The sequence below is a fragment of the Nocardia sp. NPDC004123 genome, from assembly GCF_053603795.1.
Map to the genome: position 1 here is coordinate 123,180 of NZ_JBSGGG010000027.1, position 26,772 is coordinate 149,951.

The 26,772-nt window shown below is 68.2% G+C and carries 22 protein-coding genes, 1 tRNA gene and 2 pseudogenes; 11 read left to right on the forward strand and 14 right to left on the reverse strand.

The features are described 5' to 3' along the window. Positions 1-60 precede the first annotated feature (60 nt). From ACWEQQ_RS34155 to ACWEQQ_RS34180, 6 genes are all read right to left on the reverse strand, one after another. Complete coding sequence (locus tag ACWEQQ_RS34155; RefSeq protein WP_452351112.1) at positions 61-1,665, reverse strand: FAD-dependent monooxygenase; 1,605 nt, start codon at positions 1,663-1,665, stop codon at positions 61-63. A gap of 92 nt (positions 1,666-1,757) precedes the next feature. Next, positions 1,758-3,143, reverse strand: a complete 1,386-nt coding sequence (locus tag ACWEQQ_RS34160) for a DUF5685 family protein (protein WP_452351113.1) — start codon at positions 3,141-3,143, stop codon at positions 1,758-1,760. 113 nt (positions 3,144-3,256) lie between these two features. Further along, positions 3,257-3,865: a TetR/AcrR family transcriptional regulator gene (locus tag ACWEQQ_RS34165; RefSeq protein WP_356995924.1), complete on the reverse strand. Its 609-nt coding sequence runs from the start codon at positions 3,863-3,865 to the stop codon at positions 3,257-3,259. A gap of 174 nt (positions 3,866-4,039) precedes the next feature. After that, a complete protein-coding gene (locus ACWEQQ_RS34170) occupies positions 4,040-5,212 on the reverse strand; it encodes a glycoside hydrolase family 3 N-terminal domain-containing protein (protein WP_452345643.1) in 1,173 nt (390 codons plus the stop codon). A gap of 70 nt (positions 5,213-5,282) precedes the next feature. Beyond that, positions 5,283-6,311 carry a phosphogluconate dehydrogenase (NAD(+)-dependent, decarboxylating) gene (gene gnd, locus ACWEQQ_RS34175; protein WP_452345644.1) on the reverse strand — a complete coding sequence of 343 codons (1,029 nt, stop codon included), beginning with the start codon at positions 6,309-6,311 and terminating at the stop codon, positions 5,283-5,285. A gap of 627 nt (positions 6,312-6,938) precedes the next feature. Beyond that, positions 6,939-8,765 carry an acyl-CoA dehydrogenase gene (locus tag ACWEQQ_RS34180; protein ID WP_452345658.1) on the reverse strand — a complete coding sequence of 609 codons (1,827 nt, stop codon included), beginning with the start codon at positions 8,763-8,765 and terminating at the stop codon, positions 6,939-6,941. Between the two features lie 301 nt (positions 8,766-9,066). Between ACWEQQ_RS34180 and ACWEQQ_RS34185 the strand changes: the two genes are divergently transcribed. Then, positions 9,067-9,672, forward strand: a complete 606-nt coding sequence (locus tag ACWEQQ_RS34185; RefSeq protein WP_452351114.1) for an alpha/beta hydrolase family protein — start codon at positions 9,067-9,069, stop codon at positions 9,670-9,672. Positions 9,673-9,752: 80 nt separating this feature from the next. Here ACWEQQ_RS34185 and ACWEQQ_RS34190 read toward each other — a convergent pair whose 3' ends face one another. The 4 genes from ACWEQQ_RS34190 to ACWEQQ_RS34205 all read right to left on the reverse strand — a co-directional run bounded on the left by ACWEQQ_RS34190 (position 9,753) and on the right by ACWEQQ_RS34205 (position 13,389). After that, the gene (locus tag ACWEQQ_RS34190; RefSeq protein WP_452351115.1) at positions 9,753-10,478 is read right to left on the reverse strand and encodes a class I SAM-dependent methyltransferase; all 726 of its coding nucleotides are present in this window, start codon (positions 10,476-10,478) and stop codon (positions 9,753-9,755) included. A 101-nt stretch (positions 10,479-10,579) separates the two neighbouring features. After that, complete coding sequence (locus tag ACWEQQ_RS34195; protein WP_452351116.1) at positions 10,580-11,686, reverse strand: DUF4185 domain-containing protein; 1,107 nt, start codon at positions 11,684-11,686, stop codon at positions 10,580-10,582. 155 nt (positions 11,687-11,841) lie between these two features. Beyond that, the gene (locus tag ACWEQQ_RS34200; protein ID WP_452351117.1) at positions 11,842-12,600 is read right to left on the reverse strand and encodes a crotonase/enoyl-CoA hydratase family protein; all 759 of its coding nucleotides are present in this window, start codon (positions 12,598-12,600) and stop codon (positions 11,842-11,844) included. A 9-nt stretch (positions 12,601-12,609) separates the two neighbouring features. Then, positions 12,610-13,389 carry an alpha/beta fold hydrolase gene (locus ACWEQQ_RS34205; RefSeq protein ID WP_452351118.1) on the reverse strand — a complete coding sequence of 260 codons (780 nt, stop codon included), beginning with the start codon at positions 13,387-13,389 and terminating at the stop codon, positions 12,610-12,612. 102 nt (positions 13,390-13,491) lie between these two features. Here ACWEQQ_RS34205 and ACWEQQ_RS34210 point away from each other — a divergent pair, with 102 nt between their 5' ends. The 4 genes from ACWEQQ_RS34210 to ACWEQQ_RS34225 all read left to right on the forward strand — a co-directional run bounded on the left by ACWEQQ_RS34210 (position 13,492) and on the right by ACWEQQ_RS34225 (position 14,956). Continuing rightward, complete coding sequence (locus tag ACWEQQ_RS34210) at positions 13,492-13,716, forward strand: hypothetical protein (RefSeq protein WP_040862373.1); 225 nt, start codon at positions 13,492-13,494, stop codon at positions 13,714-13,716. Further along, a complete protein-coding gene (locus tag ACWEQQ_RS34215; RefSeq protein WP_364609652.1) occupies positions 13,703-13,999 on the forward strand; it encodes a hypothetical protein in 297 nt (98 codons plus the stop codon). The genes ACWEQQ_RS34210 and ACWEQQ_RS34215 overlap by 14 nt, the downstream gene beginning before the upstream one ends. 50 nt (positions 14,000-14,049) lie before the next feature. Beyond that, the gene (locus ACWEQQ_RS34220; RefSeq protein WP_452345650.1) at positions 14,050-14,382 is read left to right on the forward strand and encodes a hypothetical protein; all 333 of its coding nucleotides are present in this window, start codon (positions 14,050-14,052) and stop codon (positions 14,380-14,382) included. Positions 14,383-14,533: 151 nt separating this feature from the next. Further along, positions 14,534-14,956 (forward strand): hypothetical protein, encoded by a 423-nt coding sequence (locus ACWEQQ_RS34225; RefSeq protein WP_452351119.1) that lies wholly within the window; start codon positions 14,534-14,536, stop codon positions 14,954-14,956. Positions 14,957-15,027: 71 nt separating this feature from the next. Here ACWEQQ_RS34225 and ACWEQQ_RS34230 read toward each other — a convergent pair. Then, a tRNA-Gly gene (locus ACWEQQ_RS34230) sits at positions 15,028-15,101 on the reverse strand. Positions 15,102-15,399: 298 nt separating this feature from the next. Here ACWEQQ_RS34230 and ctaD point away from each other — a divergent pair. From ctaD to ACWEQQ_RS34245, 3 genes are all read left to right on the forward strand, one after another. Continuing rightward, the gene (gene ctaD, locus ACWEQQ_RS34235) at positions 15,400-17,154 is read left to right on the forward strand and encodes an aa3-type cytochrome oxidase subunit I (protein WP_452351120.1); all 1,755 of its coding nucleotides are present in this window, start codon (positions 15,400-15,402) and stop codon (positions 17,152-17,154) included. Positions 17,155-17,282: 128 nt separating this feature from the next. After that, entirely contained in the window at positions 17,283-17,855 is a 573-nt protein-coding gene (gene dcd / locus ACWEQQ_RS34240) for a dCTP deaminase (protein ID WP_452345653.1), read from the forward strand. Positions 17,856-18,036: 181 nt separating this feature from the next. Beyond that, positions 18,037-19,446, forward strand: a complete 1,410-nt coding sequence (locus ACWEQQ_RS34245) for an Hsp70 family protein (protein ID WP_452345654.1) — start codon at positions 18,037-18,039, stop codon at positions 19,444-19,446. Between the two features lie 240 nt (positions 19,447-19,686). Here the strand turns inward: ACWEQQ_RS34245 and ACWEQQ_RS34250 are convergent, their stop codons facing one another. Continuing rightward, on the reverse strand, positions 19,687-20,136 hold the full coding sequence (locus tag ACWEQQ_RS34250; protein WP_452351121.1) for a hypothetical protein: 450 nt from the start codon (positions 20,134-20,136) through the stop codon (positions 19,687-19,689). 255 nt (positions 20,137-20,391) lie between these two features. Between ACWEQQ_RS34250 and ACWEQQ_RS34255 the strand changes: the two genes are divergently transcribed. The 3 genes and pseudogenes from ACWEQQ_RS34255 to ACWEQQ_RS34265 form a co-directional block, all read left to right on the forward strand. Further along, positions 20,392-21,753 carry an XRE family transcriptional regulator gene (locus ACWEQQ_RS34255; protein WP_452345656.1) on the forward strand — a complete coding sequence of 454 codons (1,362 nt, stop codon included), beginning with the start codon at positions 20,392-20,394 and terminating at the stop codon, positions 21,751-21,753. A gap of 67 nt (positions 21,754-21,820) precedes the next feature. Then, positions 21,821-23,080 carry a pyridoxal phosphate-dependent aminotransferase gene (locus ACWEQQ_RS34260; protein WP_452345659.1) on the forward strand — a complete coding sequence of 420 codons (1,260 nt, stop codon included), beginning with the start codon at positions 21,821-21,823 and terminating at the stop codon, positions 23,078-23,080. A 588-nt stretch (positions 23,081-23,668) separates the two neighbouring features. Further along, positions 23,669-24,970 (forward strand): annotated as a pseudogene (locus tag ACWEQQ_RS34265) (YibE/F family protein); the annotation flags it as partial. Positions 24,971-25,487: 517 nt separating this feature from the next. Here ACWEQQ_RS34265 and ACWEQQ_RS34270 read toward each other — a convergent pair. Both ACWEQQ_RS34270 and ACWEQQ_RS34275 read right to left on the reverse strand, forming a co-directional pair. Beyond that, positions 25,488-26,249 carry a copper homeostasis protein CutC gene (locus ACWEQQ_RS34270; protein ID WP_452351122.1) on the reverse strand — a complete coding sequence of 254 codons (762 nt, stop codon included), beginning with the start codon at positions 26,247-26,249 and terminating at the stop codon, positions 25,488-25,490. A gap of 205 nt (positions 26,250-26,454) precedes the next feature. Continuing rightward, positions 26,455-26,772: pseudogene (locus ACWEQQ_RS34275) on the reverse strand (Fe-S oxidoreductase); the annotation flags it as partial.

Sequence of the window (26,772 nt, forward strand, 5' to 3'; positions counted from 1 at the left end):
ACGCAGGGGTTTCTACATCCGGCCCGAAACAGTGTGCGGCTCTTGTATTTCCGGAGCGGGTCAGGCGATGGGCGAGTGCATCGGCGCACTGCTGCCGTCGACCAGCAGCGTCAGCACGTCACCGAGCCAGTCCGGCGTCAGCCCGGAATCGGGACCGGCCGCGATGTGGTGATCCGGCCGGACCAGCAGGGCCTCGCCCGCGGCCAGCCCGGCATGCGTCGCGCAGTCGGCCGCGGGCAGGGCGTGCACGGCCAGGTCGATACCGGTGGCGCGCCGCGCCTGTGCGGCGGCCGTGCGCCAGGCCCCGGCCGGACCCGCGACCAGCAGGGTGAAGCCCGGGCCGCACAGGTCCAGGGTGGAGGGGGTCCACCAGCCGGCGTCGACGCACCAGTGCGGGAGGCGGGTTCCCGTCCGGCCCTGGAGGGTCGCGACATGCGGGGCGGCGCCGGGCGCGGTGAGGACGGCCGTCGAGGTATAGCGGTAGCGGGTCATCACCGTCGCCGTATCCAGCCGGCGGGCCAGATCGTCGGCATTGCCGGGGGTTTCGATGCCGTAGCGGGTCCGGAAGTCGGTGCCCAGACGCGACTGCTCGACCGCCACCTCGGCGCGCGGGCGGCGCTCGGCCGCATAGGAATCCAGCAGCGCCGGACCGGCGTTCCCGTGCAGGGTGGCCGCCAGTTTCCAGACCAGATTGTGCGCGTCGGCGACGCCGGTGTTGCCGCCGTAGCCGCCCCAGGGCGCGTGGCGGTGCGCCGCATCGCCGACCAGGAAGATTCGATCGCGGCGGTATTCACCGGCCACGAAAGTGCCGGTGTCCCAAGCGCTGCGGGCCAGGATCCGCACCTCGAGATCGGGTGCGCCGACCATGGCGCGAATGGCCGCGACACAGCGCGCATCCGGCCAGTCGGCGGGCGATTCGGTGGCCGGGTCGTATTCGATGTGGAAGGACCATTCATCGGTGTTGTTCTTGGACAACACGAGTCCACGCACCGCCGGTCCGGTGATCTCGCACTGGCTGAAGGCGCGGCCGTCGAGCAGGCCGGTGAGGTCGGTGCGGGCGAACACATTCAGATAGTGGTGGGTCGGCGGCAGCTCCCGGCCGGTGATGCCCAGCGCCCGGCGGATCGGACTCCCCGCACCGTCCGCCGCGATCAGGTAATCGGCCCGCAGTGGCGACCGCGCGCCCGAGGCGTCCCGCAGCAGCGCGCTGACACCCGTCCCGTCCTGCTCGAATTCCACCAGCTCCGTGCCGAATCGGAGGTCGCCGCCGCGCTCCCGGGCGGCCTGCGCGAGCACTGGTTCGAGCTCCACCTGCGGCAGGAACACGAACTGCGACGGACTCGGGTCCGCGGCCGCCATGGCCGCGCCCAGCCCCGACAGATCCAGCGACTCCGCGGTCCGCACCGACTCGCCGGTCAACGCGCCGCCGAACTTCCCCGCCCGCAACGCGCTCGCCGCCGCCGCCAGGATCTGCGCCTCGACCCCGGCCTGCCGGTACATCTCACCGGTGCGGGTGTGCAGCCCCCGCGAACGCGGCAGCGGCGAGGCGGTCGCCCGCCGCTCCACCAGAACGTAAGGGACGCCGTGGTATTCGAGGAACAGTGCGGCGGACAATCCGACCAGACCGCCGCCGGCCACCAGGACCGGAACATGTGCCGTTGTCATGCCTCCAGCCTGGGCACGACCGCTTGCATGCCCCTTGCACGGCGATCACACGACGTGAGAGGGGCGGCCGTGCCGGTCTCGGCTCGCGATGTTCAGCAGCTGCAATCGCATCCGCAGCAGTCACAGTCGCAGCAGTCGCCGTCGCAGCAATCGCAATCACACCCGCCGCAATTGCAGTCGCAGCAGCCGTGGCCGTCGCAGCAGCCGCCACCGCCGCCCGCGGCGTGGTGATGGCCGCCACCGCAGTTGCAGTTGCCGCAGCAATCGCAGCAGTCGCAGTCGCAGCGATCGATCCACGGCGCCTTGCGATGCCCGCTGCACGGGCGGGTGTGCCACTTGAAACACGCGTAGCCGGTGCAGTACTGGGTGCCGATGATCCCCAGCCCCTCGAGCAGGTTCGGCCGCTGCATCGGCGGTCCTCCCGGCCCGGGCGGCACCAGCCCCGGCTGCGGCGTGAACGGCGCGCCCGGCTGCCACGGCGGCTGAAACTGCGGCTCCGAGCCGGGATACGGCGGCCCGCCGGGCCCGGGATAGTCCGGTCCGGGACCCGGCTGCCAGGGCTGCCCACCGCGCGGTGCCGTCGCGGAGTGGGTGCGACAGGTGTGGGTGGTGCAGGTGTGCGCGATGCCCGCGGCCCGGCCCAGCTTGCGGACCACGCCTCCCAGCGGGTCGAGCAGGATCCAGCGGACCGTGGCGGCGCGGTCCAGGGCGACGCGGCCGAGGGCCGCGCGCAGGAGCGAATTCGATTCGGCGACAAGGGCGTGCGCCTGTTCCGGAGTGGTTCCGGTGGCCGACAGCGGGTTGAAGTGACCCTGGGCGTTGTCCGCGTCGAGGTCTTCGAGCGCGTCGGCCAGGTGCGCGATACGGCCGAAATGCCATCCCGCCTCACGCAGGGCGACGGCGTTCTCGGGCCGGTTCGCGAGAATCGCGGTGTGCGCGAACAATTCCGCCGCGCAGAGCTGGGTCGGCGCGGTCAGCTCGGCGAGGGTGCTCTCGGGTGAATTCTCCAGCCGCAGTTGCGATTCGATCGCGGCGATCAGTGGTTCGACGTCGAGACCGAGGGGCTCGGCGGCGGCGCGGGCCCGGGTGTGCCACCGGGTGGAGACGCGGGTGAGCGGGCGGCGCGCCAGGCGGTGGGCATCGCCGTCGTCGACATGGTCGCGAATCTTGGCCGCGCCCAGCAGCAGTGAGGCGGTCGCGGCGAGGCGCACGCCGGGCGCGCCGGCGGCGACCACCTCGGCGCGGCGCATGCCGCGCAACGGGCAGGGGCCCGCGCCGGTGCGGGCGGACGGCTCGGATTGCTGTGCCTCGGTGAGTATTTCGAGGACGATGGCATCGGTATTGGTCGCCGCGCGCGCGAGCTGGCCGTGGCCGTCACGCAAACCCAGGCAGAGACCACACAGGTGGGTCTGCCAGGCCGACGGGTCGATACCGTGCCGCACCGCACTGTGCGCACACGGCTTCAGCAAGCCGAACAACGACGATCCCCATCCCCGGCCGAAGCGGCCGTCCTGCAACACGATCGCAGCGAACTGTGGCAGGCGAGGGGCGTGGCGGCAAGTCGGCCGGGCGACGGACGGCCCGGCACCGGTCAGACCGGTTCGGTCTTCTTCTTACTGCCGGACAGACCGCGCCAGGCCAGATCGTCGAGCAGGTTCACGGCCTCGGCCATATCGATCTGCCCGCTGGCGACCCGGTCGGCGATGGCCTCGCCCGCGCCGATCACGGCCACCGACACCACCTCGAAATTGGTGCCCGGTTCGGCGTATTTGGCGCTGGATTCGAGCAGCTTGGCGGTCAGTTCGATGACCCGGTCGCGGCTGTTGGCGATCTCGGAGGCGAAGGGCTGCTGGCCCAGCGCCTGCCGGTAGAGGACCTGCCAGGACAGCCGGTTCTGGTCCACGTAGGACAGGAAGGCCTCCAGGCCCGCGCGCAGCTGCTCGTGCGGGGTGAGCTTGGGGTTGCCCGCGACCGCGACCGCCTCGATGAACCGCATGCTCTCGCGGTGGATGCAGGCGCGGAAGAGCTCGTCCTTGGATCCGTAGTAGAGGTACAGCATCGGCTTGGAGATCTTCGCCTCGGCGGCGATGGCGTCCATGGAGGTGTCGTGGTACCCCTTGCGCGAGAAGACCTCCACGGCGGCGTCGAGCATCTGCTGCTCGCGCACCGCGCGAGGAAGCCGTTTCGTTCCGCCTGCCATTCACTCTCCTAAGACCGGACAGTCGACGCTCTCCACGAGCGTCGAAGTCCTTATCTTACTCCATGGTAAGTTCCATGAGCGTGAATTGCCGGTCCTTCGCCAATACCGCGCTCAACAGCGCTTTCGCGCCGCGGCGGGCCGATCCGTGAGAGGTACTCGAAACCGGAAGTTTGCTCAGCAGTGCGGCGCGGAGCCCTTGAACTTTGCCATGCGAAGCACCGAGGCATCCACCTGGGCTCCCGGTAGGCGGCCGCTGCTGACCGCGTCGACGAGCCGGTCGAGCACCTTCGGCACCGCGTCCGTGGTGATCCACAGCGCATTGTCGGCGCCCGCGATCAGGGCGGCCTCCACCGCGTCCTCGATGCTCATGCGATTGGTGATGGCCGCCATGCCGCCCAGATCGTCGGTGAAGATGACGCCGTCGAAGGGTGCTGCGCCGTAGCCGGTGCCCTGCCGCAGCAGTGCCATGGCCTGCGGGCTGATGCTGGCCGGCACATTCGGGGTGGTGAGTCCGGGCACATCCAGGTGGCCGACCATGACCGCCGCACCCGAATCGACCAGCTGCCGGAACGGCACCAGGTCCTTGTTCTGCAGCTGATCCAGCGGCGGGGTCTGTACCGCGCCGGTGTGCGAGTCGCCCGAGCCCGAACCGTGGCCCGGGAAGTGCTTCATGACGCTGCCCACCCCGGCGTCCTTGAAGGCCCGGATGAAGGCGCCCGCGTACTGCACCACCACGTCCGGGTCGTCGGAGAAGGAGCGGTCGCCGATCACCGAATCGTCGGGCTGGCTGCTGACATCGGCGTCGGGCGCGAAGTCCGCGGTCACGCCCAGCGCCTTCAGCTTCTGTGCCCGGTCCAGGCTGAAGGTGTAGAACTCGTCCGGGCTCATGGTCTGCGCGATCACCCGGGACGAGGGCGCGGCCCCGATCAGGTCCTTGGCGCGCGAGACCCGCCCGCCCTCCTCGTCGATGGTCACCATGAGCGGTGTCCGCGAGGCCTTCTGGACCGCGTCCACCTGGTGCTGGGCCAGCATGGCCTTGTCGGTCCAGCTGCCGATGAAGATGCCGCCGATCTGCTCGGTCTTCACCACGTTCTCGGCATCGGCCTCGCCGGTGACGCCGACGGTGAGCAGCTGCGCCAGCTTCTGTCGCAGCGTGAACTGCGACAGGTAGCCGGCCGCGCAATCCTGCTGCGCCGGAGTCGTCGGCGGCGGTGCGGCGATGGTGGTGGTGCTGCTCGGGGATCCGCTGCTGGTCTGCGCGGATTGGGTGGACGAGTTGTCGCTGCTGGAACAGCCGGACAGCACGAGTGCGGTCACCGCGACGACGATTCCCGGTACAAGGCGCATGCCCCGACCGTAGCCGGAGTTCTTCGATCTCCCGCTATCGACACCGCGTGCGCCACCACGCATGGCGCATTCACCCCTGCGGTAGCTCATGGTGACCACCGAAGGCCTGGCGCATGGCAGAAAGCACCTTGTCGGCGTAGAGCCCCTCGCCGCGGGAGGAAAAGCGCTGGAACAGGGCCGCGGACAGGACGGGGGCGGGCACGCCCTCGTCGATGGCGGCATCGAGGGTCCAGCGGCCCTCGCCCGAATCGGAGACGCGGCCGCCGAAGGAATCGAGGTTCGGGTCGGCGTAGAGCTCGGCGGCGGTGAGGTCGAGCAGCCAGGAGGCGACCACCGAACCGCGCCGCCACACCTCGGTGACCTCGGGTACGTCGATGTCGTAGCGGTAGTACTCGGGGTGTTCGAGCGGGGTGACCTCCGCGGAGTGCTCGGTGTCCTGGTGCTCGCCGGCATCGGCCCGGTGGAGGATGTTGAGGCCCTCCGCGTACGCGGCCATCGCGCCGTACTCGATCCCGTTGTGCACCATCTTCACGAAGTGCCCCGCACCCGCTGGGCCGCAGTGCAGGTAGCCCTGTTCGGCGGTGGAGGGCGTACCGGTGCGCCCGGGGGTGCGCGGCGCGGCGTCCACGCCGGGAGCGATCGACTTCAGCAGCGGGTCCAGGTGGGCGACGGTCTCGTTCTCGCCGCCGATCATCAGGCAGAAGCCGCGTTCGAGCCCGAACACGCCGCCCGAGGTGCCGATGTCCACATAGTGGATGCCCTTGGGCCGCAGGGCCTTTGCCCGCGCGATGTCCTCGTGGTAGCGGCTGTTGCCGCCGTCGATGATGATGTCGCCGGGTTCCAGCAGCCCGGCCAGCGTGTCGATGACCGCGCCGGTGGCGCCCGCCGGGATCATCACCCACACCACGCGCGGGGCGGTGAGCATGGCCACGAACTTGGGGAGTTCGGTGCTGCCCTGGAAGCTGTCGCCGAGTTCGGCGGAGAGTTCCTCGATGTGCTCCGGGTGGCGTTCGTAGCCGACGGCGGTATGCCCGTCCCGCACGATCCGGCGCACGATATTCGCGCCCATCCGGCCGAGTCCGATCATTCCGAGCTCCATGAGTGGTCTCCTCGCGTCGTACGGTTCCGATCCGTCTCGATTGTCCCCCCAGCGGTGGGCCGCGAAATTTTTCCCATTCGGGCGGAACGGGTGTGTAACGCCCTGGAATGGGTGTCGATAGAAGGGATGGCTCCGTGCTGTTGCCAGACCCCCGACCCGGCAACCGCACGGAGCTCTATTTTTGCCCCCGATCATCGTTGCAGAAAATTCTCTGACAACTGAGGTGGATGGTCGTGAGCGGTGGAGATCCTGGCATTCGCCAACGTCTGAACTCGAAAATCGCCGCCACATTGAGGTTGCCGCCAGTGTGCTGCCGTTCGCGGCGGGGATCGGATGCCGCGTGGACCGAGCAGCCGTGAGGTTCATGCCCGGGAAGTTCGGGGCAACCGTTCGGCATCGGTTGTGGATAGCGTTCTGAGGCATTCATTTTTCAGTACGACAGACGGGTACCCCATGGACTGGCTGGCTCACTTCATCCTCGGCTTCATCAGCACCATCTCCGCCTCCGCCTCGGGTGAGTACTGGTAGGCCGCTTCCGAAGAAACGCCGAAAGCGATGCGGCCCGGAAGATTCCGGGCCGCATCGCTTGGTACTGGGGGTCGGGGGCACGGCCCCCGGGACCCTGCGTCAGAAGGCCGCTTCGTCCAGCTCCATGATGTCGTTGTCCAGGTTGGACAGGACGGTCCGGATCGAGGTCAGCTCCGGCAGCACGTTGCGGGCGAAGAACTGCGCGGTGGCGATCTTGCCCTGGTAGAACGGCTCGTTGGAGCCGTTGTCGAGGGCGTTGATGGCGACCTCGGCCTGGGCCAGCAGCAGCCAGCCGATGATCAGGTCGCCGACGGCCAGCAGGAAGCGGACCGAGCCCAGACCGACCTTGTAGAGCTCCTTCGGGTCCTGCTGGGCGCCCATCAGGTGCCCGGTCAGGGTGGCGGCCATGCCCTGCACGTCCTCGAGGGCGGTGGCCAGCAGCTTGCGCTCGGCCTTCAGGCGGCCGTTGCCACCCTCACGCTCGATGAACTTCTGCACCTGGCCGGCCACGTGGGCCAGCGCCACGCCGCGGTCGCGGGCGATCTTGCGGAAGAAGAAGTCCTGCGCCTGGATGGCGGTGGTGCCCTCGTACAGCGAGTCGATCTTGGCGTCGCGGATGTACTGCTCGATCGGGTAGTCCTGCAGGAAGCCGGAGCCACCGAAGGTCTGCAGCGAGTCGGTCAGGTACTGGTAGGCCCGCTCGGAACCGACACCCTTGACGATCGGCAGCAGCAGGTCGTTGACGCGGAACGCGGTGTCCTTGTCGGCGCCCGAGACCAGCTCGGCGATGTCGGCGTTCTGGTGCGCGGCGGTGTACAGGTACACGGCGCGCAGGCCCTCGGCGTACGCCTTCTGCATGGCCAGCGAACGACGCACGTCCGGGTGGTGGGTGATGGTGACGCGCGGGGCGGCCTTGTCGGTCATCTGGGTCAGGTCGGCGCCCTGCACCCGGGTCTTGGCGTACTCGAGCGCGTTCAGGTAACCGGTCGACAGGGTGGCGATGGCCTTGGTGCCCACCATCATTCGCGCGTTCTCGATGACGTCGAACATCTGCGCGATGCCGTTGTGGACCTCGCCCACCAGCCAGCCCTTGGCCGGAACGCCGTGGCCGCCGAAGGTGACCTCACAGGTGGCCGAGACCTTGATGCCCATCTTGTGCTCGACATTGGTGACGAACACGCCGTTGCGCTCACCCAGGGTGTCGGTGTCGAAGTCGAAGTGGAACTTCGGCACGTAGAACAGCGACAGGCCCTTGGTGCCCGGGCCGGCGCCCTCGGGGCGGGCCAGCACCAGGTGCATGATGTTCTCGAACAGGTCGTCGGAGTCGCCCGAGGTGATGAAGCGCTTGACGCCCTCGATGTGCCAGGAGCCGTCCTCCTGCTGGATCGCCTTGGTGCGGCCGGCGCCGACGTCGGAGCCCGCGTCGGGCTCGGTCAGCACCATGGTGGCGCCCCAGTTGCGGTCGGCGATCTTCTGAGCCCACTTCTTCTGCTCATCGGTGCCGTTGTTGTAGAAGACCTGCGCGAAACCGGCACCGGCGGCGTACATCTGGGCCGGCGGGTTGGCGCCGAGGACCATCTCGCCCAGGGCCCAGCCGACGACGGACGGGGCGCCGAGGCCACCGAGCTCCTCGCGGACCGGAACCTTGGACCAGCCGCCGTCCTCGAGGGCGCGGTAGGACTTCTTGAAGGAGTCGGGGAGGGTGACCGTGTGGGTCTCCGGGTCGAAGGTCGGCGGGTTGCGGTCGCCGTCGACGAACGAATCCGCCAGCGGGCCCTCGGCCAGACGACGGACCTCGTTCAGCATCTCCTTGACGGTGTCGGCGTCGAGGTCGCCGTAGGCGCCCGCGTCGAGCAGCTTCTGGATGCCGAGGAACTCGAAGAGGTTGAACTCGAGGTCGCGAACGTTGCTCTTGTAGTGACCCATGGTCGTACTCACTCTCCATTGAGATGGGTGCGGTTCGGTGTGTGCCGTTCCCGCCCGTTAGGTCTCCACCGGGTAGACACCGTAAAGCAGCGCTACTGGCGGGTAACTTATGCGCCATGTTACCGACCGGTAAGAGGTGCGCCAAGGTCATCACCGCCGAATGTGACTGAAAGCACGCGAGTTGCCGGGACCCGGGGTTGCCGTGCTCGTCGCGGCCTGGTCGATCGAGGTCCGGCGGCGGCGGTCCGGTCCGCCGGTGTGCCGCGCGAGCCCGGTCCGTGCCCCTGATTACGGTGCCTACATGCGCATCGAGACGAGTGCCGGACCGGCGGAGGTGGAGATCGAGCGGCGCGGGCGGGCGAGGCCGCAGTTCCTGCTCGTGCTCACCCATGGCGCCGGCGGCGGCGTCGAGGCGAAAGACATACTGGCCCTGCGAGATTCGGCGGTGGAAATGGGCGGCGCGGTGGCGCTGGTGACCCAGCCGTACCGGGTGGCGGGGCGGCGCGCGCCGGGCAAGGCCGACGTACAGGACGCGGCGTGGCTGGAAATCATTGCGGCACTGCGGAAGAAGGTGCGCGGGGTGCCGCTGGTCCAGGGCGGGCGCAGCAATGGCGCGCGGGTGGCGTGCCGGACCGCGCGGGCGGCCGGAGCGCGGGGCGTGGTCGCGCTGTCGTTCCCCCTGCATCCGCCCGGCAAGCCCGAGAAGTCGCGGCGCGAGGAACTGCTCGCTCCCGGGGATATCGAGGTCGTCGTGGTCAACGGCGCCCGCGACCCGTTCGGCATCCCGGAGGCCGCCGACGCGGCCGAGGTGCATGTCATTGCGGGACAGGCACATTCGTATCGGTCGGGGTTCGAGGAGATCGTCGCCGTGCTCACGCCGTGGCTGGAGCGCTGGTCCGCGAGCTGAACGCCGCACCGCGGCCCGCGCCTGTCCGACACGGCCTGCAGCGCACCGGAATTGCCGTCCACAGCTGGCGCGGGGTGCCGTCAGGAGGGGTCGAGCGCCGGCGGCTGCGGGGCCTCGAGGGCGAGCGGCTCGTCCCGGGGTTCCGGCGCGAGCCTGGTCGCCACCACCAGGGCGTCGATGGCGTCGCGGTCCTCGGTGGGGCGGTGCACGCGGTCGGCGATGCGGATGCGGATATCGGGCTCGGCGGGGGAGAGGTCGGCGAGGATGTCGGCCGGGGTGAAGGTCCGGGCCGGATCCTGCTCGCCGCCATAGCCTTCCGCCAGGTTCAGGGTGTCATTGCCGATCACCAGCAGGGTGCCCTCGGGGGAGAGCATCTCGGTCGCGCGCAGCAGCAGGGCGCGGCGGTCCGCGGCGGGCAGGTGCAGGAAGGCGAGCAGGATGAGCTCGTAGGGGCCGGTGATGCCGGCGCCGTCCAGCTGCATGACATCGGCGTGGATCCAGTGGATGCGCCCGCGCACCGAGCGCGACAGCCGCGAGGCGACGGTCCGGCCCTTGTCGATGCCGGTCTGGGAGAAGTCGACGGCGTCCACCCGCCAGCCGTGGGTGGCCAGCCACAGCGCGTTCCGGCCCTCACCGCACCCCAGGTCCAGCACCCGCGGCAGCTCCGGCCGCGGCTCGCCGATCCCGCCGCCGACCGGAGCCCGCCGCTCCAGCCCGAAGACCTGTTCGACCACCGTGGCATTCGGAGGTGCGCCCCACACCAATTCGGTATTGGCGTAGTGCTCGTCCCATTCGGCGGCATCCATGGGGACGAGTCTATGAGCTGTGCGCCGAGACGAGTTCGGCCGCGAACGCGGAGGCGTTCGCGGCCGAGTGTCGCATCGGGGTTTCCCCGAGAATCGAGTTTCTACAGCGTGGTGTGCATCAGCAGCACGTTGTACTGGCTGTGGACCGTGGTGAGGAAGTACAGGTCACGCCCGGTCTGGTACGGGAAGATGTACGGCGCGTACGCCGTCGGCAGTTCCCGCGTGTCGATGAGCACCGACGGTGCGCTCCAAGGGCCTTCGGGACTCGGCGAGGTGTACATGACCACCGAGTTCCACGGATCCGTGGTGAGCATGACGTACTGGCCCAGGTAGTCGTTCCACTGCACCGACATCTCCGCCATGCCGCCGCCGATCACCGGCTGCGCCGCATTGACGTCCTTCTGCCACTTGCCGCCGTCCCAGTACTCGTACGCGCCCATATCGGTGACCGCCCCTTCGGGGACGCGGGCGACGTATGCCGGGTGGTTGCGGCCGGATGCGGTGCCGAACTCGTAGAGGAACCCGTCGCGCTTGACGAAGGCGTTCATCTGGAAGTTCGCGTTGCCGCCGTCGTCGGGGCGGCGGGTGGCGGGCAGCTCCACCCAGTTCTCGCCGTTGTCGCCGGACACCGCGAGGCTGGAGTAGTTGGTGGTCCACTCGCCCACGTCGTCCCAGCTCTTCACCGACATCAGGCTCATGAACTGGGTGCCGCCGACCGAGACTCCCGCGGTGGGGATGCGGCTGATCTCGATGAACGGGATCTTCGGGCTGGGGATCAGATCCCTCGCCTGGCCGAAGATGTCGCGCACCACCGAGTCGAAGTAGATACCGTTCGCAGGGTCCTGGGTGTGTGAGCGCAGCAGGATGTTCGAACGCCACGCCCAGGTGCTACCGACCAGCAGATTCGGCAGGCCCAGGCCGGCGGTGTCACCGAATGCGGTGAGCATCTCGCCGTTTCCGTTGTCCCACATGATGCCCAGGTCGGTCCCGAGCACGTTGTAGGTCTGGGTGTTGTTGGGGCTGGCCATTCCGGTGACCTGGAAGACCGCCTTGGTGCGGCCCGGCAGCTGCGGCAGACCGTTCGAGCCGTTCAGCACCGGAATCGGGTTGATTGCATTCGGATTGGCTGCAGCCGGCGTGGTCACGGTAAGGAGCAAGGCCGTGGCACCTGCTATCGCGGAAAGCAGCAGCGGGGCGGTCTTGGTCAATGCGGTGCTTCCTCCGGGTCTCGCCGAATAATGCGCGGACACACCGTATGTGACGGGCCGCACAATGCGTTCGACTCGTTGGCAAAGTGTGAAAATGCTAACAGCCATACCCGAAATTCGGGGCTTGCAAACCGAGTTATTTGCCGTGAATTGGCTTACTTTCCATTCCTACCACGGTCGAGCGCCTGCTTCAGGATCAGCGGCAGCTGCGTGGCGCGTTCCACGGCCAGGGTCCGGCGCACCGACGCGTGCCAGGAGCGGTCGAACAGTTTCTTGGCGCCGGCCACCGCCTGCGGGGAGCGGGCGGCGATGCGGTCGGCCAGTTTCTCGGCGGCCGCGCGCGGGTCGGCGGTGACCTCGGTGACCAGGCCGATGCGCTCGGCGTAGGCGGCGTCCACGGGGTCGGCGGTCATGGTGAGCAGCAGCGCCTGATCGAGGCCGATGAGCCGGGACAGGGTGGCCGCGCCGGTCATGTCCGGGATCAGCCCGTGCTTGGCCTCCATGACCGCGAACTCCGAATCCGGTGTGACGAACCGGAAATCGGCGGCCAGCGCGATCTGCAGTCCGCCGCCGTAGCAGCGCCCGTGCACCACGGCGATCACCGGCTGCGGCAGTCGCCGCCAGGCCCAGCAGGCCTCCTGGAAGGTATTGGTGCCGCGCCAGGGCAGCGGGATGAAGTTGCGCACCACGTCCAGCGGGTTGCCCATGGCCTTGGCGATATCCAGGCCGGAGCTGAAGCTGGGTCCGTTGCCGGACAGGATGACGGCGCGAATGTCGGAGCGCTTCCCGATGATCCCGGCGACCCGGACCAGCTCGTTCAGCATGTCGATGGTCAGGCCGTTGTGCTTGTCCGGCCGGTCCAGGGCCACGTACGCCCGGTCGCCGTCGAAGGTGAGGGAAACGTTGTGGCTCACGGTCTTTCCTTATCCGAGCTGGTCCAGGAGCAGACGTGCACAGTCGGCCGGATCGTCGAAGAAGGGCGTGTGGCCGCTGCCGTGCAGGGTGACGTGCCGCGCGCCGGGCAGTTCCGCGCGGGCGCGCCGGGACTGCGTGGCGTACGTGAGCAGAATGTCACGGTTGCCCCAGGCGATGGTGATGGGGATGTCGCCGAGGGCGGTGCGGTCGGGGAGCCGGAAGTCGGTGAAGGAGGCCAGCGCGGCATCGAAGCCCGCCGCGCCGAGCAGGCCCTCGACGGTGTCCACGGCCACCTGGGCGTCGATCGCCCAGGGCTTGCCGAACACCAGCCCGAGGAAAGTGGAACGGCCGACGACGTTTCCGAGCACCGCGGGCACGGCCGGATGCAGCACCCTGGAGAGCTGCTTGGCGCGGCCCAGCGCCTGCTGGCACCAGACGCGGCCCGCGGTGTCCCAGAACGCGATGGGGGAGTAGGCGGTGACCGAGCGCGCCAGGCCCCGCGCGGCCAGGTCCAGCGCGATGCCGCCGCCCATGGAATTGCCTGCCAGATGGGGATTCTCGATGCCCTCGGCGGCGAGGAATTCGACCAGGGCGTCGGCGAGGGTGGAGACGGTGGTGTGCTCGATCGGTGCGCTGTCGCCGAATCCGGGCAGGTCCACCGCGATCACGTCGAAGGATTCGGCCAGGGCGCCGATGATCGGCTCCCATACCTGCCAGCGGCTGCCGACGCCGTGCACGAGCACGAGGGGGTCGCCGCTGCCGGTCCGGTGATGGTTCAACTTCGTCATGCCCGACGCTCCCCTGTCCTGATCCCTGCGAATCTCACCCTACAGTCGTTGACGTGTCGCCAACAGGCGGGAAAATTCTGCTCCGGCGGTACGATAAAAGGTATGGCAACCCGGAAAGTGACACTGTCGCTGGACGAGGCGGCCTGGTCCTATGCACAGGACGCCGCCGCCCGCGCGGGCATGTCGCCGTCGGCGTGGATCTCCCGCGCCGCGCGCCGCGAAGCCGTGCGGCTGGGGTGCGGCCCGGTGCCGGACCCGGTCGAACTCGCCGCGGCCGACGAGGCGGAAAAGCTCGCCGCCGAAAAGGAGCTGCGTGCGCAGGGGTGAACTCTGGGTCTACCACCCGCACGGCACCACCCGAACCCGCACCATCATCCTCATCTCGAGCGACGGCATCAACGAGTCGCCGCGCCCCTGGCTGATCGCCGCCGAGGTCGAGGCCGGGGATCCCCGGGACATCCTGGCCGTGCCCATTCCGGGCCACGGCTGGGTCCACGCCGGCAATCTGGGCCGCATCTATCGTGGCTGGTTGGAGCGTCGCATCGCCGAAGTCGACAGCGAAACGGCCGAGCGAATCGACACAGCGCTGCGCGCCGCCATGGATCTGTGAGAGGGTGCCTGCGGCAGTTCTCCCGTCGAACCTCGAGAGTAGAGGCACCAGTGCGCATTTCCTTGTTGGCCGCCGCGCTCGTCGCGCTTCCCCTGCTGGCCGCGTGCGGCGGCAGCGGCGACAAGCCCGCCGATGTCACCCAGGCTGATGTGTCCAAATCCCTGCAGGCCGGTGGTCTCGAAGCCAAGTTCGCCGACTGCGCCGCGAAAGTCTTCGTGGAACAGGGTATTTCGCAGGACGGACTGCGTCGCATGATCAAGAACGACGCCAAGTCCGGCAATGTGACGGACATGGAGTCGGCCGGCATGAGCAAGGACGACACGGACAAGGCGCAGGCCGCGGCCACCAAGATCGTCACCGCCTGCATGCAGTCGGCGCAGTAGCGCCGCGGTCACCGCGGTAGCGCGATCGTCACCGCGATCGCCGGGGGCCTTGGCGGCCCGCGGTTTTCGATCTCCGCTTGTCAACTCCGGGGTGCCGGTGTGCAATCTCAGCATCGACCGGGATCGGCCCGGCGTCCGGGAGGGATCACAAATGCGGAAATCCGTCGTCGTGGTGGCGCTGTTGGCGCTGCCGCTGCTGTCCGCGTGCAGCAATGACCAGCAATCGGCCACCCCCGCCACCACGACCGCACCCGCGGTGACCGCCACCTCGGCGGCCGCGACCAGCGTGTCCGGCGCGCCTGCCACCTCGGCGGGGGCGACCACCAGCCCGGGCGGCAGCGCGCTGACCGCCGAGCAGATCTCGAAGGCCTTGCAGGACAAGGGCAAACTCGGTCAGCAGACCGCGGACTGTGTGGCCGGTATCTACCTTCAGGAAGGCCTGTCCGACAGCGGCATCCAGAAGATCATCGACAGCGCCAACGGCACCAACCCGGCCAAGGTCAGCCTCGGCACCGAGGATCTGATCAAGGCGGGCAAGGCCACCAAGCGAATCGCCACGGAGTGCGTCAAGTAGTGCGGTGACATGCGGAAAGTCCTGCTGTGGCAGGTGAAAGGCCCCCGTCCGATGGACGGGGGCCTTTCACGTGGAGCCGGTGACGGGAATCGAACCCGCAATTCGACCTTGGGAAGGTAGCGTGTTGCCACTACACCACACCGGCGCGGTCCTGCTTGCGCACGCGACTCTATCAGACCACTTCTCGCCCGGTGCAACTTCTCGGATCTCCTCGCAGGTCGCGGTCGGGTGAGCGCGGGTGTGTCCGGCCCCCGGGTTCCCCGTGTCGGGGGCGACGCGCCGAAGATCGCGGAGCTCTTTCGCAGAAGCAGCTGGTTCCGCCTACGGGCGGTCGTAGACTGGCCCGCAGGGTCGAAAACCCGTCCACCACAGGAAGTTTGGATGCGCTGAACGTTAGCTGAAGCGTGCGCTCGGTGCTCCTGCTCGGCGGTCGAGGAGGACGTATGACCGCGGTGCCCGCTCGTGAAGTTCCCGAGCTCGAACCCGTGCGGCCATTTCCACGGCGGATGGGACCCCAGGGGTCGTATCTGTGGAAGGCCATCACCACCACCGATCCCAAAATGCTCGGGAACATGTATCTGTTCACGGCCATGGCGTTCTTCCTGGTCGGCGGCCTGATGGCGCTGCTGATGCGGACGGAGCTGGCGCGGCCGGGCATGCAGTTCCTGACGCCGGAACAGTTCAACCAGCTGTTCACCATGCACGGCACCATCATGCTGCTGTTCTATGCGACGCCCATCGTCTTCGGATTCGCCAATGCGGTGCTGCCGCTCCAGATCGGCGCGCCGGATGTCGCCTTTCCGCGGTTGAACGCGCTCAGCTACTGGCTCTACCTGTTCGGGGCCACCATGGCGACCGCCGGATTCATCACGCCGGGCGGCGCGGCGGACTTCGGCTGGACCGCCTACACCCCGCTCAGCCTGGCCGAACACGCGCCGGGCGTGGGCGCGGACCTGTGGATCATGGGCGTGGCGGTGTCCGGCGTCGGCACCATCCTGGGCGGGGTCAATATGATCACCACGGTCATCTGCCTGCGCTGCCCCGGCATGACCATGTGGCGCATGCCCATCTTCACCTGGAACATCCTGGTCACGAGTGTGCTTGTGCTGCTGGCGTTTCCGATCCTCACCGCGGCGCTCATGGGCCTGGAGGTGGATCGGCACCTGGGCGGGCACATCTACGACTCGGCCAATGGCGGGGTCATCCTCTACCAGCATCTGTTCTGGTTCTTCGGGCATCCCGAGGTCTATATCGTGGCGCTGCCGTTCTTCGGCATCGTGACCGAGATCTTCCCGGTGTTCAGCCGCAAACCGCTGTTCGGCTACACCACGCTGGTGTACGCGACGCTGGCCATCGGCGCGCTGTCCATCGCGGTGTGGGCACACCACATGTACGCGACGGGATCGGTACTGCTGCCGTTCTTCTCGTTCATGACCTTCCTCATCGCGGTGCCGACCGGGGTGAAGTTCTTCAACTGGGTCGGCACCATGTGGCGCGGGCAGCTGACCTTCGAGACACCCATGCTGTTCTCGGTGGGCTTCCTGGTGACATTCCTCTTCGGCGGGCTCTCGGGCGTCATCCTGGCCTCGCCGCCGCTGGACTTCCACGTCTCGGACACGTATTTCGTTGTGGCGCACTTCCATTACGTGCTGTTCGGCACCATCGTGTTCGCCACTTTCGCCGGCATCTACTTCTGGTTCCCCAAGATGACCGGGCGGCTGCTGGACGAACGGCTCGGGAAACTGCATTTCTGGACCACGTTCCTGGGTTTCCACACCACGTTCCTGGTGCAGCACTGGCTGGGTAACCAGGGCATGCCGCGCCGCTACGCGGATTACCTGCCGAGCGACGGATTCACCACGCTCAACACCATTTCCACCATCGGCTCGTTCATTCTCGGATTCTCGATGGTCACGTTCGTGTGGAATGTCTTCAAGAGCTACCGCTACGGCGAAGTGGTGACCGTCGACGACCCCTGGGGTTACGGCAATTCCCTGGAATGGGCAACCACCTGCCCGCCGCCCCGGCACAACTTCTACGAACTGCCGCGCATCCGCTCCGAGCGCCCCGCATTCGAACTGCATTACCCGCACATGGTCCCCCGTATGCGCGCCGAGGCCCACGCCACCTGGGGTCTGCGTAAACCGAAACAGGTCATCAAGGTGTTCACGCCGGAAAACCCGCCGGTAGAGCACTGAAAGATCGCGGCCCGTCTCGTTCTGGAGCGAGCGGAGCGACTGCGCGCAGCGGAGGAGCGGAGGGCGGGAAGAACGAGACCTGGGGGGCCGCGATCCGCCCGGAGCGAAGCGGAGGGCAAAATGGCACAGTGCTGCTTAGTGATCGCGACATCCGTAAGGAAATCGCCAATGGACGTCTCGGGGTCGAGCCGTTCGACGAGAAGCTGGTGCAGCCGTCGAGTATCGATGTGCGGCTGGACAGTCTCTTCCGGGTGTTCAACAACACCCGCTACACGCATATCGATCCGGCGCAGCGGCAGGACGAGCTGACCACCCTGGTGGAACCTGTCGAGGGGGAGCCGTTCGTGCTGCATCCCGGTGAATTCGTGCTCGGCTCCACGCTCGAGGTGTGCTCGCTGCCCGACGATCTGGCCGGCCGGCTGGAGGGCAAGTCCAGCTTGGGTCGGCTGGGCCTGCTTACCCACTCCACCGCGGGCTTCATCGACCCCGGATTCAGCGGGCACATCACGCTGGAACTGTCGAATGTGGCGAACCTGCCGATCACCCTGTGGCCCGGTATGAAAATCGGGCAGCTGTGTCTTATCCGGCTCACCAGTCCGGCCGAGCACCCGTACGGCAGTGCCGCGGCGGGCTCGAAATATCAGGGTCAGCGGGGGCCGACGCCGTCGCGGGCCTATCTGAATTTTCCCGTGTCCAAGTGAGTTGCACTACGGGGTAGCGGTTTCGACCCGGCGCGCGGCGTAATTCGGCCGCTGCCTGGACAGTTGACCGTCGTCCGTGGCGCGAATACGCCGTCCGATGGGCGGGTACCGCGGGTGTACGGATGGCCCGGTACGTCGTAAGGTGGCGACGACGGGTGTGTGTCGACGAGATGGGCAGCGGATGAGTTCGGTTCTGGGAGTTTCGGTGGGGGCGGGCGCGGTTCGCGTCGCACGTCCGTTCACCGGCGATTCCGCCGAATCGGCCGCACGCAATTTCGGCGCGCCCCCACAGCAGCGATACGCCCGGGCCCGCAGCGGATTCGACGGCCCGCCGGACGCGTTCGACGTGCAGGCGGTGCCGGTCGGCGAGCGCCGGGTCGACGAGCTGGTCGCCGACGCCGTCGGGGCGGTGCTCGCCGCGGATTCGCGGATCAGCGCCACCGCCATCGCCTACCGGGACGAGAATCACGCGCGGGCCATCCGGGCCGAGCTGGCGCGGCGGCAGTTCACCAATTACGAGCTGGTGCCCGACGTGGTGGCGGCGCTGGAATTCCTCGAATACTCCGGGGAGCTGCAGGGTTTCGGCACCGTCGCGCTCTATGACCTAGGCGCGTCCGGGTTGTCGGTGACGGTCGTCGATACCGGCACCCGGCAGGTCTGCTTCAACGAACGCACCAGCGATATCAGCGGCGACTATCTCGACGCGCTGATCCGCGAACAGCAGATCGCCTCCGGGCGAATCGCTCATCCGCCGGACCACACCGGGCTCATCGCGCTCGACAAGCTCTGCCGCGAGGCCAAGGAGCAGCTCTCCAGCAGCAGCGCCGTGGCGCTGCCCTCCACCGAGGGCCTGGTGCTGCTGTCGCAGGAGAACTTCGAGGCCCTCATCATGCTGGCCGTCGAATCCTCCGCCCGCATGACGCGCGATGTCATCCTGCGCTCCGAGCAGCCGGTGCAGGCGGTCGCCCTGCTCGGCGGCTGCGCCCAGATTCCGCTGGTGGCAAAGGTTTTGCGACGCTGGCTGGGCGTCCCCGTCATCGTCCCGGCCGCCCCCGACACCGTGGTCACCCGCGGCGCGGCCATGCTGGCCCGCCCGGTCCTGCACCGGCCCGCACCCGCGCCCTTCCCCGCCGCCCCGCGCGAGGACGCCGTACCCACACCCCCGGAGCCCAGCCAGTCCTGGCCGGCTCGCCCGGGTGCGGCGGAGAAATTCGGCCGCCGCCGTGAGGTCAGCCTGGCCGGCGTCGCCGTCGGCGCGCTCGTCGTGGTGGCCGCCATCGGTATCACCCTCGGCTGGGGATCCCAAGTCCTGACCCATGATTCGCAGCGCCAGGACGCCGTCACCAGCTCGGTCCCGGCCAGCACCACCCGCCCCTCCACCGAACCCGGGGCCGCATCGCCCACCACCACCGACGCCACCAACGAGTCCCTGGCCGCACCTCAGCCTCACACCTACACCACAACCACCACCGAGGCCCCCACCACCACGCCCGGCCCGAACACCATCACGATCATCCCGGGCCTCCCACCCGTGGTCGTCCCCACTCTCCCCCCGCTCTTCCCACCCGCTCCGCCCCAGCAAGCGCGCTGACGCTCCCCGTCGAGCCCGAAAGCCGTTGTGGGCCAGACTTATCAACTGTTCGCAGCCGCGACCAGGGCCGGGAACGAGCCTGGCAGCCGCCAGTGGGGTTTGGTGGCGCAGCCCCCAAGTACCCTTCTCCCTGGGGGTTTGGGGGCGAAGCCCCTCAGAGTTTCGAGAGTCGAAAAGAACCGAGTCCGCCCCGTCGACTGCCAGGAGGGGCGGACTCGGTGGTGCGAGGACCGGCTGCGTTCAGTCCTCGCTTTCCGCTCCCACCGCCAGAGCTGTCGTGATGATCGCCGACAGGGGTGGGAGTGTGGAATCACGTGCGGGTGGCGTCACCCAGTGGCAGCCCTCGCGCGTCCAGCGGCCGAGGCCGGTGGGGAGCATGACCGCGCTGCCGATGGCCGGAATGCCGATATCGAGCCGGTTGAGCGCCATCATGATCTGGTCGCCGGGCCGCGAATCCGGTTCGGCCAGAAAGCTCCAGCGAATCTGCCGGGCCAGCATGGGCCCGCCGCAGCGCTGCTGTTGCAGTGCGCCGCGCACCATTTCGGCTCGCGCGACCGGTAGGTGCAGCACCCCGATCTGCGCGCTGACGGGAAGCATGACGAATCCGCCGCGTTCGATGACCGGCAGCGCGAACTCGTGCCGGTAGTACGAAACCCAGTCCTCGACTGTTCTGAGCCTGTCCGCGTTCACGTCCCCGCCTCCTTCCCCCGGTCACCAGGGTCGCGCGCCGGAGCCACGGTGAGAACGCCCGCACACCCGCCTTCCGCTGCCTTTCCGCCGCCACTATTACCGGTGCGTATAACGCCTGGTACCGAGAAGGTTTCGGATGTGGTCGCGGCCACTTTCCGCTCGTACCCTGGAGTTCGGAGTTCGTTCGGAAGGGATGGCACCGTGGTCCGGCACTGGTCAGGCAAAGAGGCCCGGGCCCTCCGCGATGCCAAGCGCATGAGTATCCGGGAGTTCGCCGCCCACCTGGGTGTGCACGAACGACTGGTCTCGAAATGGGAGGCCGGGGGCGATCGGGTGCATCCCCGCCCCATCAATCAGGCCGCCCTCGATACTTCCCTTGCCAGGTCCGACGATGTTGTGCGGGCACGGTTCGCGGCCTTGATCGACCAGCCCTTGATCGACCGCCCCGCCGTTCCCGGTTTCGATGTGCGCCAAGGCGGTTCCGAGTTTCGGAGCGGGATGCCGGCGCAGGCCAGTTATTCCAGCGACGCGGAACTGCTGGCACTCGTCGATACGGGTGCGATGAGGGGCGATGCGTTAGCGGCGATTTCGGAGAGGGATCTGATCATGGCGGCTGCTCACGAAGCAAGCGAGCACGCGGGGAGGGCCGAGGGCACCAATGTGGGTGCGACCCTGCTGGAACAGCTCGATGCGGATGTCACGCGCATCGCCAACGATTACGTACACATGCCGCCGGTGCCGATGATGGTGGAGATGCTGCGGGTGCGGCGTCGGGTGTACCGGTTGCTGGAAGGCCATCAGCGTCCGTCCGATACGGCGCACCTGTACCTCTTGGCGGGCACCCTGTCCGGTCTGCTGGCGAATGCCAGTACGGATCTGGGCTATTTCGACGCGGCCGGTGAACAGGCAAGGGCCGCTTGGGCTTACGCCGAACTGTGCGAGCACGATCCGCTGCGCGCCTGGACCCGCGGCATGCAGGCGCTCATCGAGTACCGGTCCGAGCGGCCGCGCCGCGCGGTCCTGCTGGCCCAGAGCGGCCAGCGCTACGCCGAATCCGCGACCTCGCGGGTGCGGCTGCTGAACATCGAGGCCCGCATCTGGTCGCGGCTGGGCAGCACCGCCGACACCGAGCGCTGCATCCGTGCCGCCGATGACGCCCGCGACAGCGAATCCAGCGACAACCTGCACGACGAGGTCGGCGGCGTGTTCGGGTTCAACCAGCCCAAGAGTCACTACTACGCCGGCGCCACCTATATCCATCTGGGCCAGGCCGAGCCCGCCCTGGACGCCACCAGCCGGGCCATCGACCTGTACGTGAACGGCCCGACCGACAAGCGCTCCTACGGCGCGGAGTCGCTGGCCCGGGTGGACAATGCGGCCGCCCACCTGATCAACGGCAGCCTCGACGGCGCCGCCGCCGCGCTGGAGCCGGTGCTGGAACTGGACGAGGACAAGCGGATCGCGCAGTTGGAGGAACGGCTCAGCGCGGTGCGCCAGCGGCTGGCCGGCCCGGAGTTCCGGGACGCCGGTGAAGCACAGGACCTGGACGAGCGGATCGAGGACTTCTGCGGCTCCACCGCCGCCCGCAGCGTGCTGCCGCCCGATACCTCGAGGTAGCCGCCCCGCTACCGTCCGGTAGCCGTGTGCTGGACACGAAGAAACCTGGTTGCGGGCGAATGGCACCATTAACGGGGTGAGCCCATCGAGTCACCTTCCGCATCGGTCCCCCCGCGTCCTGGAACAGTCCACCAAACTCCAGAACGTGCTCTACGAGATCCGGGGTCCGGTACACGCGCACGCGGCACGGTTGGAGGCCGAGGGGCACCGGATTCTGAAGCTGAACATCGGCAATCCCGCGCCGTTCGGATTCGACGCGCCCGACGTCATCATGCGCGACATCATCGCGGCGCTGCCCTACGCGCAGGGCTACTCGGAGTCCAAGGGCATCCTGCCGGCGCGGCGGGCCATCTTCACCCGCTACGAATTGGTGCCCGGCTTCCCGGAATTCGATGTGGACGACGTCTACCTGGGCAACGGCGTCTCCGAGCTGATCACCATCGTCATGCAGGCGCTGCTCGACAATGGCGACGAGGTGCTCATCCCCGCGCCGGACTATCCGCTGTGGACGGCCATGACCTCGCTCGCGGGCGGCACCCCGGTGCACTACCTGTGCGACGAGTCCAATGACTGGCAGCCGGACATCGCCGACATGGAATCCAAGATCACGGACAAGACCAAGGCGATCGTCGTGATCAACCCCAACAACCCCACCGGCGCGGTGTACTCCGCCGAGGTGCTGCAGCAGGTGGTGGACCTGGCCCGCAAGCATCAGCTGCTGCTGCTGGCCGACGAGATCTACGACAAGATCCTCTACGACGGCGCCAAGCACATCTCGCTGGCGACGCTCGCCCCGGACCTGCTGTGCCTCACCTTCAACGGCCTGTCCAAGGCGTACCGGGTGGCGGGCTACCGCTCGGGCTGGCTGGTCATCACCGGTCCCAAGGATCACGCGGGCGGCTTCCTGGAGGGCATCGACCTGCTGGCCTCCACCCGGCTGTGCCCGAATGTGCCAGCGCAGCATGCCATTCAGGTGGCGCTGGGCGGACATCAGAGCATCGACGACCTGGTGCTGCCGGGCGGGCGGCTGCTCGAGCAGCGGGATGTGGCCTGGGAGAAGCTCAATACCATTCCGGGCGTCTCGTGCGTGAAGCCCACCGGCGCGCTGTACGCGTTCCCGCGGCTGGACCCGGAAGTCCATGAGATCCACGACGATTCGAAGCTGGTGCTGGATCTGCTGCTGCAGGAGAAGATCCTGATGGTGCAGGGGACCGGGTTCAACTGGCCGCACCACGACCACCTGCGCATCGTCACGCTGCCGTGGGCGCGGGACCTCTCGGTCGCCATCGAGCGATTCGGGAACTTCCTCGGGAGCTATCGCCAGTAATTCCAGCCGGAAATTCTCGATCACCGGGTACGCGCGGGGTACGCTGGGGTACCGGCGCGCCTTCGCGAATACCCGGTCCGACCTGCGGTTATTCGATCTTGTCCGCCTGTGGACACCCCTGCTCGGGGTGGATGGCGCGGGTGAGACCCTGGCTAAAACAAACCGCTGGTACGAAAAAGTTGGGTTTTTAGAGACTTAGCTAGCGCAAAGAACCGTCTTTTGTGTACAGTGGTCCTCGGCACTCAGGTGCCCGGCCGGACCGCCTACCCCCCCTGGGCCGTCCGGCCCTGGTTAGCCGGCCTACCCCCCCTGGGCCGCTGACCCGGGCGGCGGAGACATCCCCCTGCTCTCCGCCGCCCCTCCCACACTCTCCCCCGTCTCCCCGGGCCTTTAGCGGACGGCTTGAAGCCTTTGTCGGGTTCGCGTCCGTGCCTGCGTTGGGAGCCGAGATGATTTCGGGGGTACCCGGTGAGTTACCCCGAACGTTGCGAAATCAGTTGTCGCCTTGGGAATCGGGAAGAACCTTCGTCTGATGGGCGGGGAGTACCTCTCAGCATGTCAGGAATGGTTTTCGTTTAGGCTCCTCGGGTGAGCGATCACCAGCACTCTCATCATCACCATCACGACCACTCCGGGCCTATTGCTATCGGGACTAATGCTGCACGCGTTGTCGTCGGGCTATTGGCGGTGATCGGGGTGGCGGTGGTTGTCGGGCTGGTTTGGCTTTGGCCCAGTTCTCAGCACATCGATATTCCGTTGCCCATGCAGAACGGGGGCGGGGGTGCGGTGCACTCCGAGGCGGGGACCGTGGTCAAGCAGGATCTCGGGCCCTGTGGGGATGTGTCGAACGGGAAGGTTTTCACTGTTGAGCCGGAGTTGCTCGCGGCGGCTCAGCGGCAGTGTGCGCGGAGTGTGATCTCGATCGATTCGGGGGCGGACAAGGGGAGTTGGACGGTCTTCGTCAATTCGCCTACGCCGGATCAGCCGAATTTGCGGGTGGGGGACAAGATTCGGATTGTGCCGCAGGCGGCGCCGAAGACGCCGCAGGATCCGGGCGGGGCGACGCTGTACTCGTTCGATGATTTCGCGCGTGGGTTGCCGTTGAGCATCATCGGGATCGTTTTCGCGGTGGTCATTATCGCGGTGGCGCGGTGGCGGGGGTTGCGGGCATTGATCGGGCTCGTCATTGCGTTCGGGGTGCTGGTGATGTTCCTGCTGCCGGCGCTGCTGGACGGGAAACCGGCGATACCGGTGGCGCTGGTCGCGGGGGCGGTGATCCTCTACTCCGTGTTGTATCTGGCGCACGGGGTGAATCTGCGCACCAGTTCGGCATTGCTGGGGACGCTGACCTCGATGGTGCTGGCGGCGGTGCTGTCCTGGGTGTCGTTGGAGGCCACCCACCTCACCGGGTTGTCCGAAGAGCAGAACACCAATGTCGCCGCCTATATCCAGCACGTGAGCATTACCGGGCTGCTGCTGGCCGGATTCATCATCGGCTCGCTCGGTGTGCTCAACGATGTCACCATCACCCAGGCCTCCGCTGCCTTCGAGCTGGCGGCGCTGGACCAGAAGGCCAACCGTCGCAGCATCTTCTCCGCGGCCATGCGGGTCGGCCGGGACCATATCGCCAGTACCGTCTACACCCTGGTGCTCGCCTACGCCGGTGGGGCGCTGCCGCTGCTGCTGCTGTTCAGCGTGGCCGGGCGGCCCATACGGGACGTGCTGACCGGCGACGCGGTGGGCATCGAGATCGCGCGGTCGGCGGTCGGCGGCATCGCGCTGGCCCTGTCGGTGCCGCTCACCACCGCCATCGCGGTGCTGCTGGCCCGGCCGCTGGGCGCCAAGCCGGCCGAGGTGCGCGCGGGTGCGGGCGCCAAGCGGACGCGAAGTGCGGGGGCGCAACGGAATACGCCGCGCCGCACGGGTGGGCCGCGCACCGGATCCCAGCCCGCGATGCGTCGCGCCGGTGATCCGCGCACCGGCGAGTACCCCTCGGGTTCGCAACCGGTGGTGCGCCGAGGTGCTCAGCCGAGCGGACCGCACAGCGGGGAGCAACAGGCCGTGCCGAGAACCGGTGCGCAACAGCGGGATTCATGGACCGGGGAACAGCCCGTGGCGCGAACCGGCGCCCAGCCCGGTGTTTCCGGCGGGAGTGAGTCGCCGACGGTACCGAGAACCGGTGTGGTGCAGCCGAATCCGAATCCGAATCCGCCGGAGGAGCGGCGGTACACGACCTCGTCGTGGTTCAATCCGAGCGAGCCGTGGTCGGATTCGGGTACGCGGGGCCAGGCCCGGCAGCAGGATCAGGGGTGGCAGCAGGATCAGGGCTTCTCCGATGATCAGGGGTGGCCGCCCGAGCCGCCGCGTGGCGGACGGCACTCCCGGCCCTGATTCCGGGCGGCGACCGTCAGTGTGTGTTCCGCGCCGCCTCGCAGAGCGCCGATACGCCGTCGGCGTCCGTGGCGAAATGATCGAAGCCACTGGGCACTCCGAATTCGGCGAAGGAGACCTCGGAGTCGGACTGCGGGCGGCCGGGCACCGGAATGCGCACGGCCGCATGCAGATCGCGGGTTCCGGTCAGCTCGATCACCCGGCGGGCATTGTCGGCCCGCAGGCCACCACAGGCCATCACGTCGATGCGGCCGTCGGCCAGCGTCACCAGCCGGCCGATCAGGGCTGCGCCGTCGAGCACCGACTCCTGGCGGCCCGAGGTGAGCAACCGGGTGAAGCCCAGCTCCAGTAATTGGTCGAAACCCGCATACGGATCCGCGCACACGTCGAACGCGCGGTGGAAGGTGACCTCCAGCTCGTCCGCGGCGGCCAGCAGCTCGGTATTGGCGGCCGGATCGACATGGCCGTCCTCGTCGAGGACGCCGATCACCACCCCGTGCGCACCCGCCGCCCGCACCCGCTCGATATCGGTGTGCATCAGCGCCACCTCGTCGGCCGAGTAGCGGAAGTCGCCCGGTCGCGGCCGGATCAGCACGTGTACCTGGGTGTGCCCCGCCGCCTCGACCGCCGCCTCGATGAGCGCCGGCCCGGGCGTGAGTCCCCCGACCGTCAGCCCGGTACACAATTCCACCCGTGCGGCCCCCGCCTGTTCGGCGATCCGGACCCCGTCCAGAGACTCCACCCCGATCTCGACCCGCACCGCCCGCGCATCCGTCATACCTTGCAGTATGGCGAACTCCGGCCCGTCATGTTGCCTGAGATTAGCCAACGGGCTGCGAATGGCCCGTGAATTGCCGCCGCAGCGCCCGCCGAATCGGCGCGAACGGGCTGGTACGCGGCGAGAACGACGAAGGCGGCGCTACCGGGTCGGTAGCGCCGCCTTCGTCAATCAGGTTCGGCTGCCCGCTGTTTCGGGCCGGTGCCTAGTTCTTCCGGCCCGGCGCCTTCATGCCCGACTTGAAGCCGAGGCCACCAGGCTTGGCGGCCGGCGGCTTGGCCGCGCCATTGCCCTCCGAGGTGCCATTGCCCTCCGTCGCGGCCGCAGCGGCGGGCTCGGCGGCCGGGGCCGGAGCGGCCTCGGCCGGAGCCGAATCCACCGGAGCCGCAGGCGCTTCCGGAGCCGCAGCGGCGGCCGGAGCGGCGGTACCCGGGGCCTTCGGGCCGGGACGCTTGAGGCCGGACTTCATGGCCAGGCCCTTGGGCGCGATGGACGGCTTGGCCTCGGCGGCCGGAGCCGACGC

Bases quoted from the DNA above. Each gene is read 5' to 3' on its own strand.
- ACWEQQ_RS34170 (WP_452345643.1), bottom strand. From the start codon at position 5,212: ATGCGCCTTGTACCGGGAATCGTCGTCGCGGTGACCGCACTCGTGCTG.
- ACWEQQ_RS34245 (WP_452345654.1), top strand. From the start codon at position 18,037: ATGAGTTCGGTTCTGGGAGTTTCGGTGGGGGCGGGCGCGGTTCGCGTC.
- ACWEQQ_RS34255 (WP_452345656.1), top strand. From the start codon at position 20,392: ATGAGTATCCGGGAGTTCGCCGCCCACCTGGGTGTGCACGAACGACTG.
- gnd (WP_452345644.1), bottom strand. From the start codon at position 6,311: ATGGAGCTCGGAATGATCGGACTCGGCCGGATGGGCGCGAATATCGTG.
- ACWEQQ_RS34225 (WP_452351119.1), top strand. From the start codon at position 14,534: ATGCGGAAATCCGTCGTCGTGGTGGCGCTGTTGGCGCTGCCGCTGCTG.
- ACWEQQ_RS34155 (WP_452351112.1), bottom strand. From the start codon at position 1,665: ATGACAACGGCACATGTTCCGGTCCTGGTGGCCGGCGGCGGTCTGGTC.
- ACWEQQ_RS34180 (WP_452345658.1), bottom strand. From the start codon at position 8,765: ATGGGTCACTACAAGAGCAACGTTCGCGACCTCGAGTTCAACCTCTTC.
- ACWEQQ_RS34165 (WP_356995924.1), bottom strand. From the start codon at position 3,865: ATGGCAGGCGGAACGAAACGGCTTCCTCGCGCGGTGCGCGAGCAGCAG.
- ACWEQQ_RS34210 (WP_040862373.1), top strand. From the start codon at position 13,492: ATGGCAACCCGGAAAGTGACACTGTCGCTGGACGAGGCGGCCTGGTCC.
- ACWEQQ_RS34185 (WP_452351114.1), top strand. From the start codon at position 9,067: ATGCGCATCGAGACGAGTGCCGGACCGGCGGAGGTGGAGATCGAGCGG.
- ctaD (WP_452351120.1), top strand. From the start codon at position 15,400: ATGACCGCGGTGCCCGCTCGTGAAGTTCCCGAGCTCGAACCCGTGCGG.
- ACWEQQ_RS34205 (WP_452351118.1), bottom strand. From the start codon at position 13,389: ATGACGAAGTTGAACCATCACCGGACCGGCAGCGGCGACCCCCTCGTG.
- ACWEQQ_RS34270 (WP_452351122.1), bottom strand. From the start codon at position 26,249: ATGACGGATGCGCGGGCGGTGCGGGTCGAGATCGGGGTGGAGTCTCTG.
- ACWEQQ_RS34190 (WP_452351115.1), bottom strand. From the start codon at position 10,478: ATGGATGCCGCCGAATGGGACGAGCACTACGCCAATACCGAATTGGTG.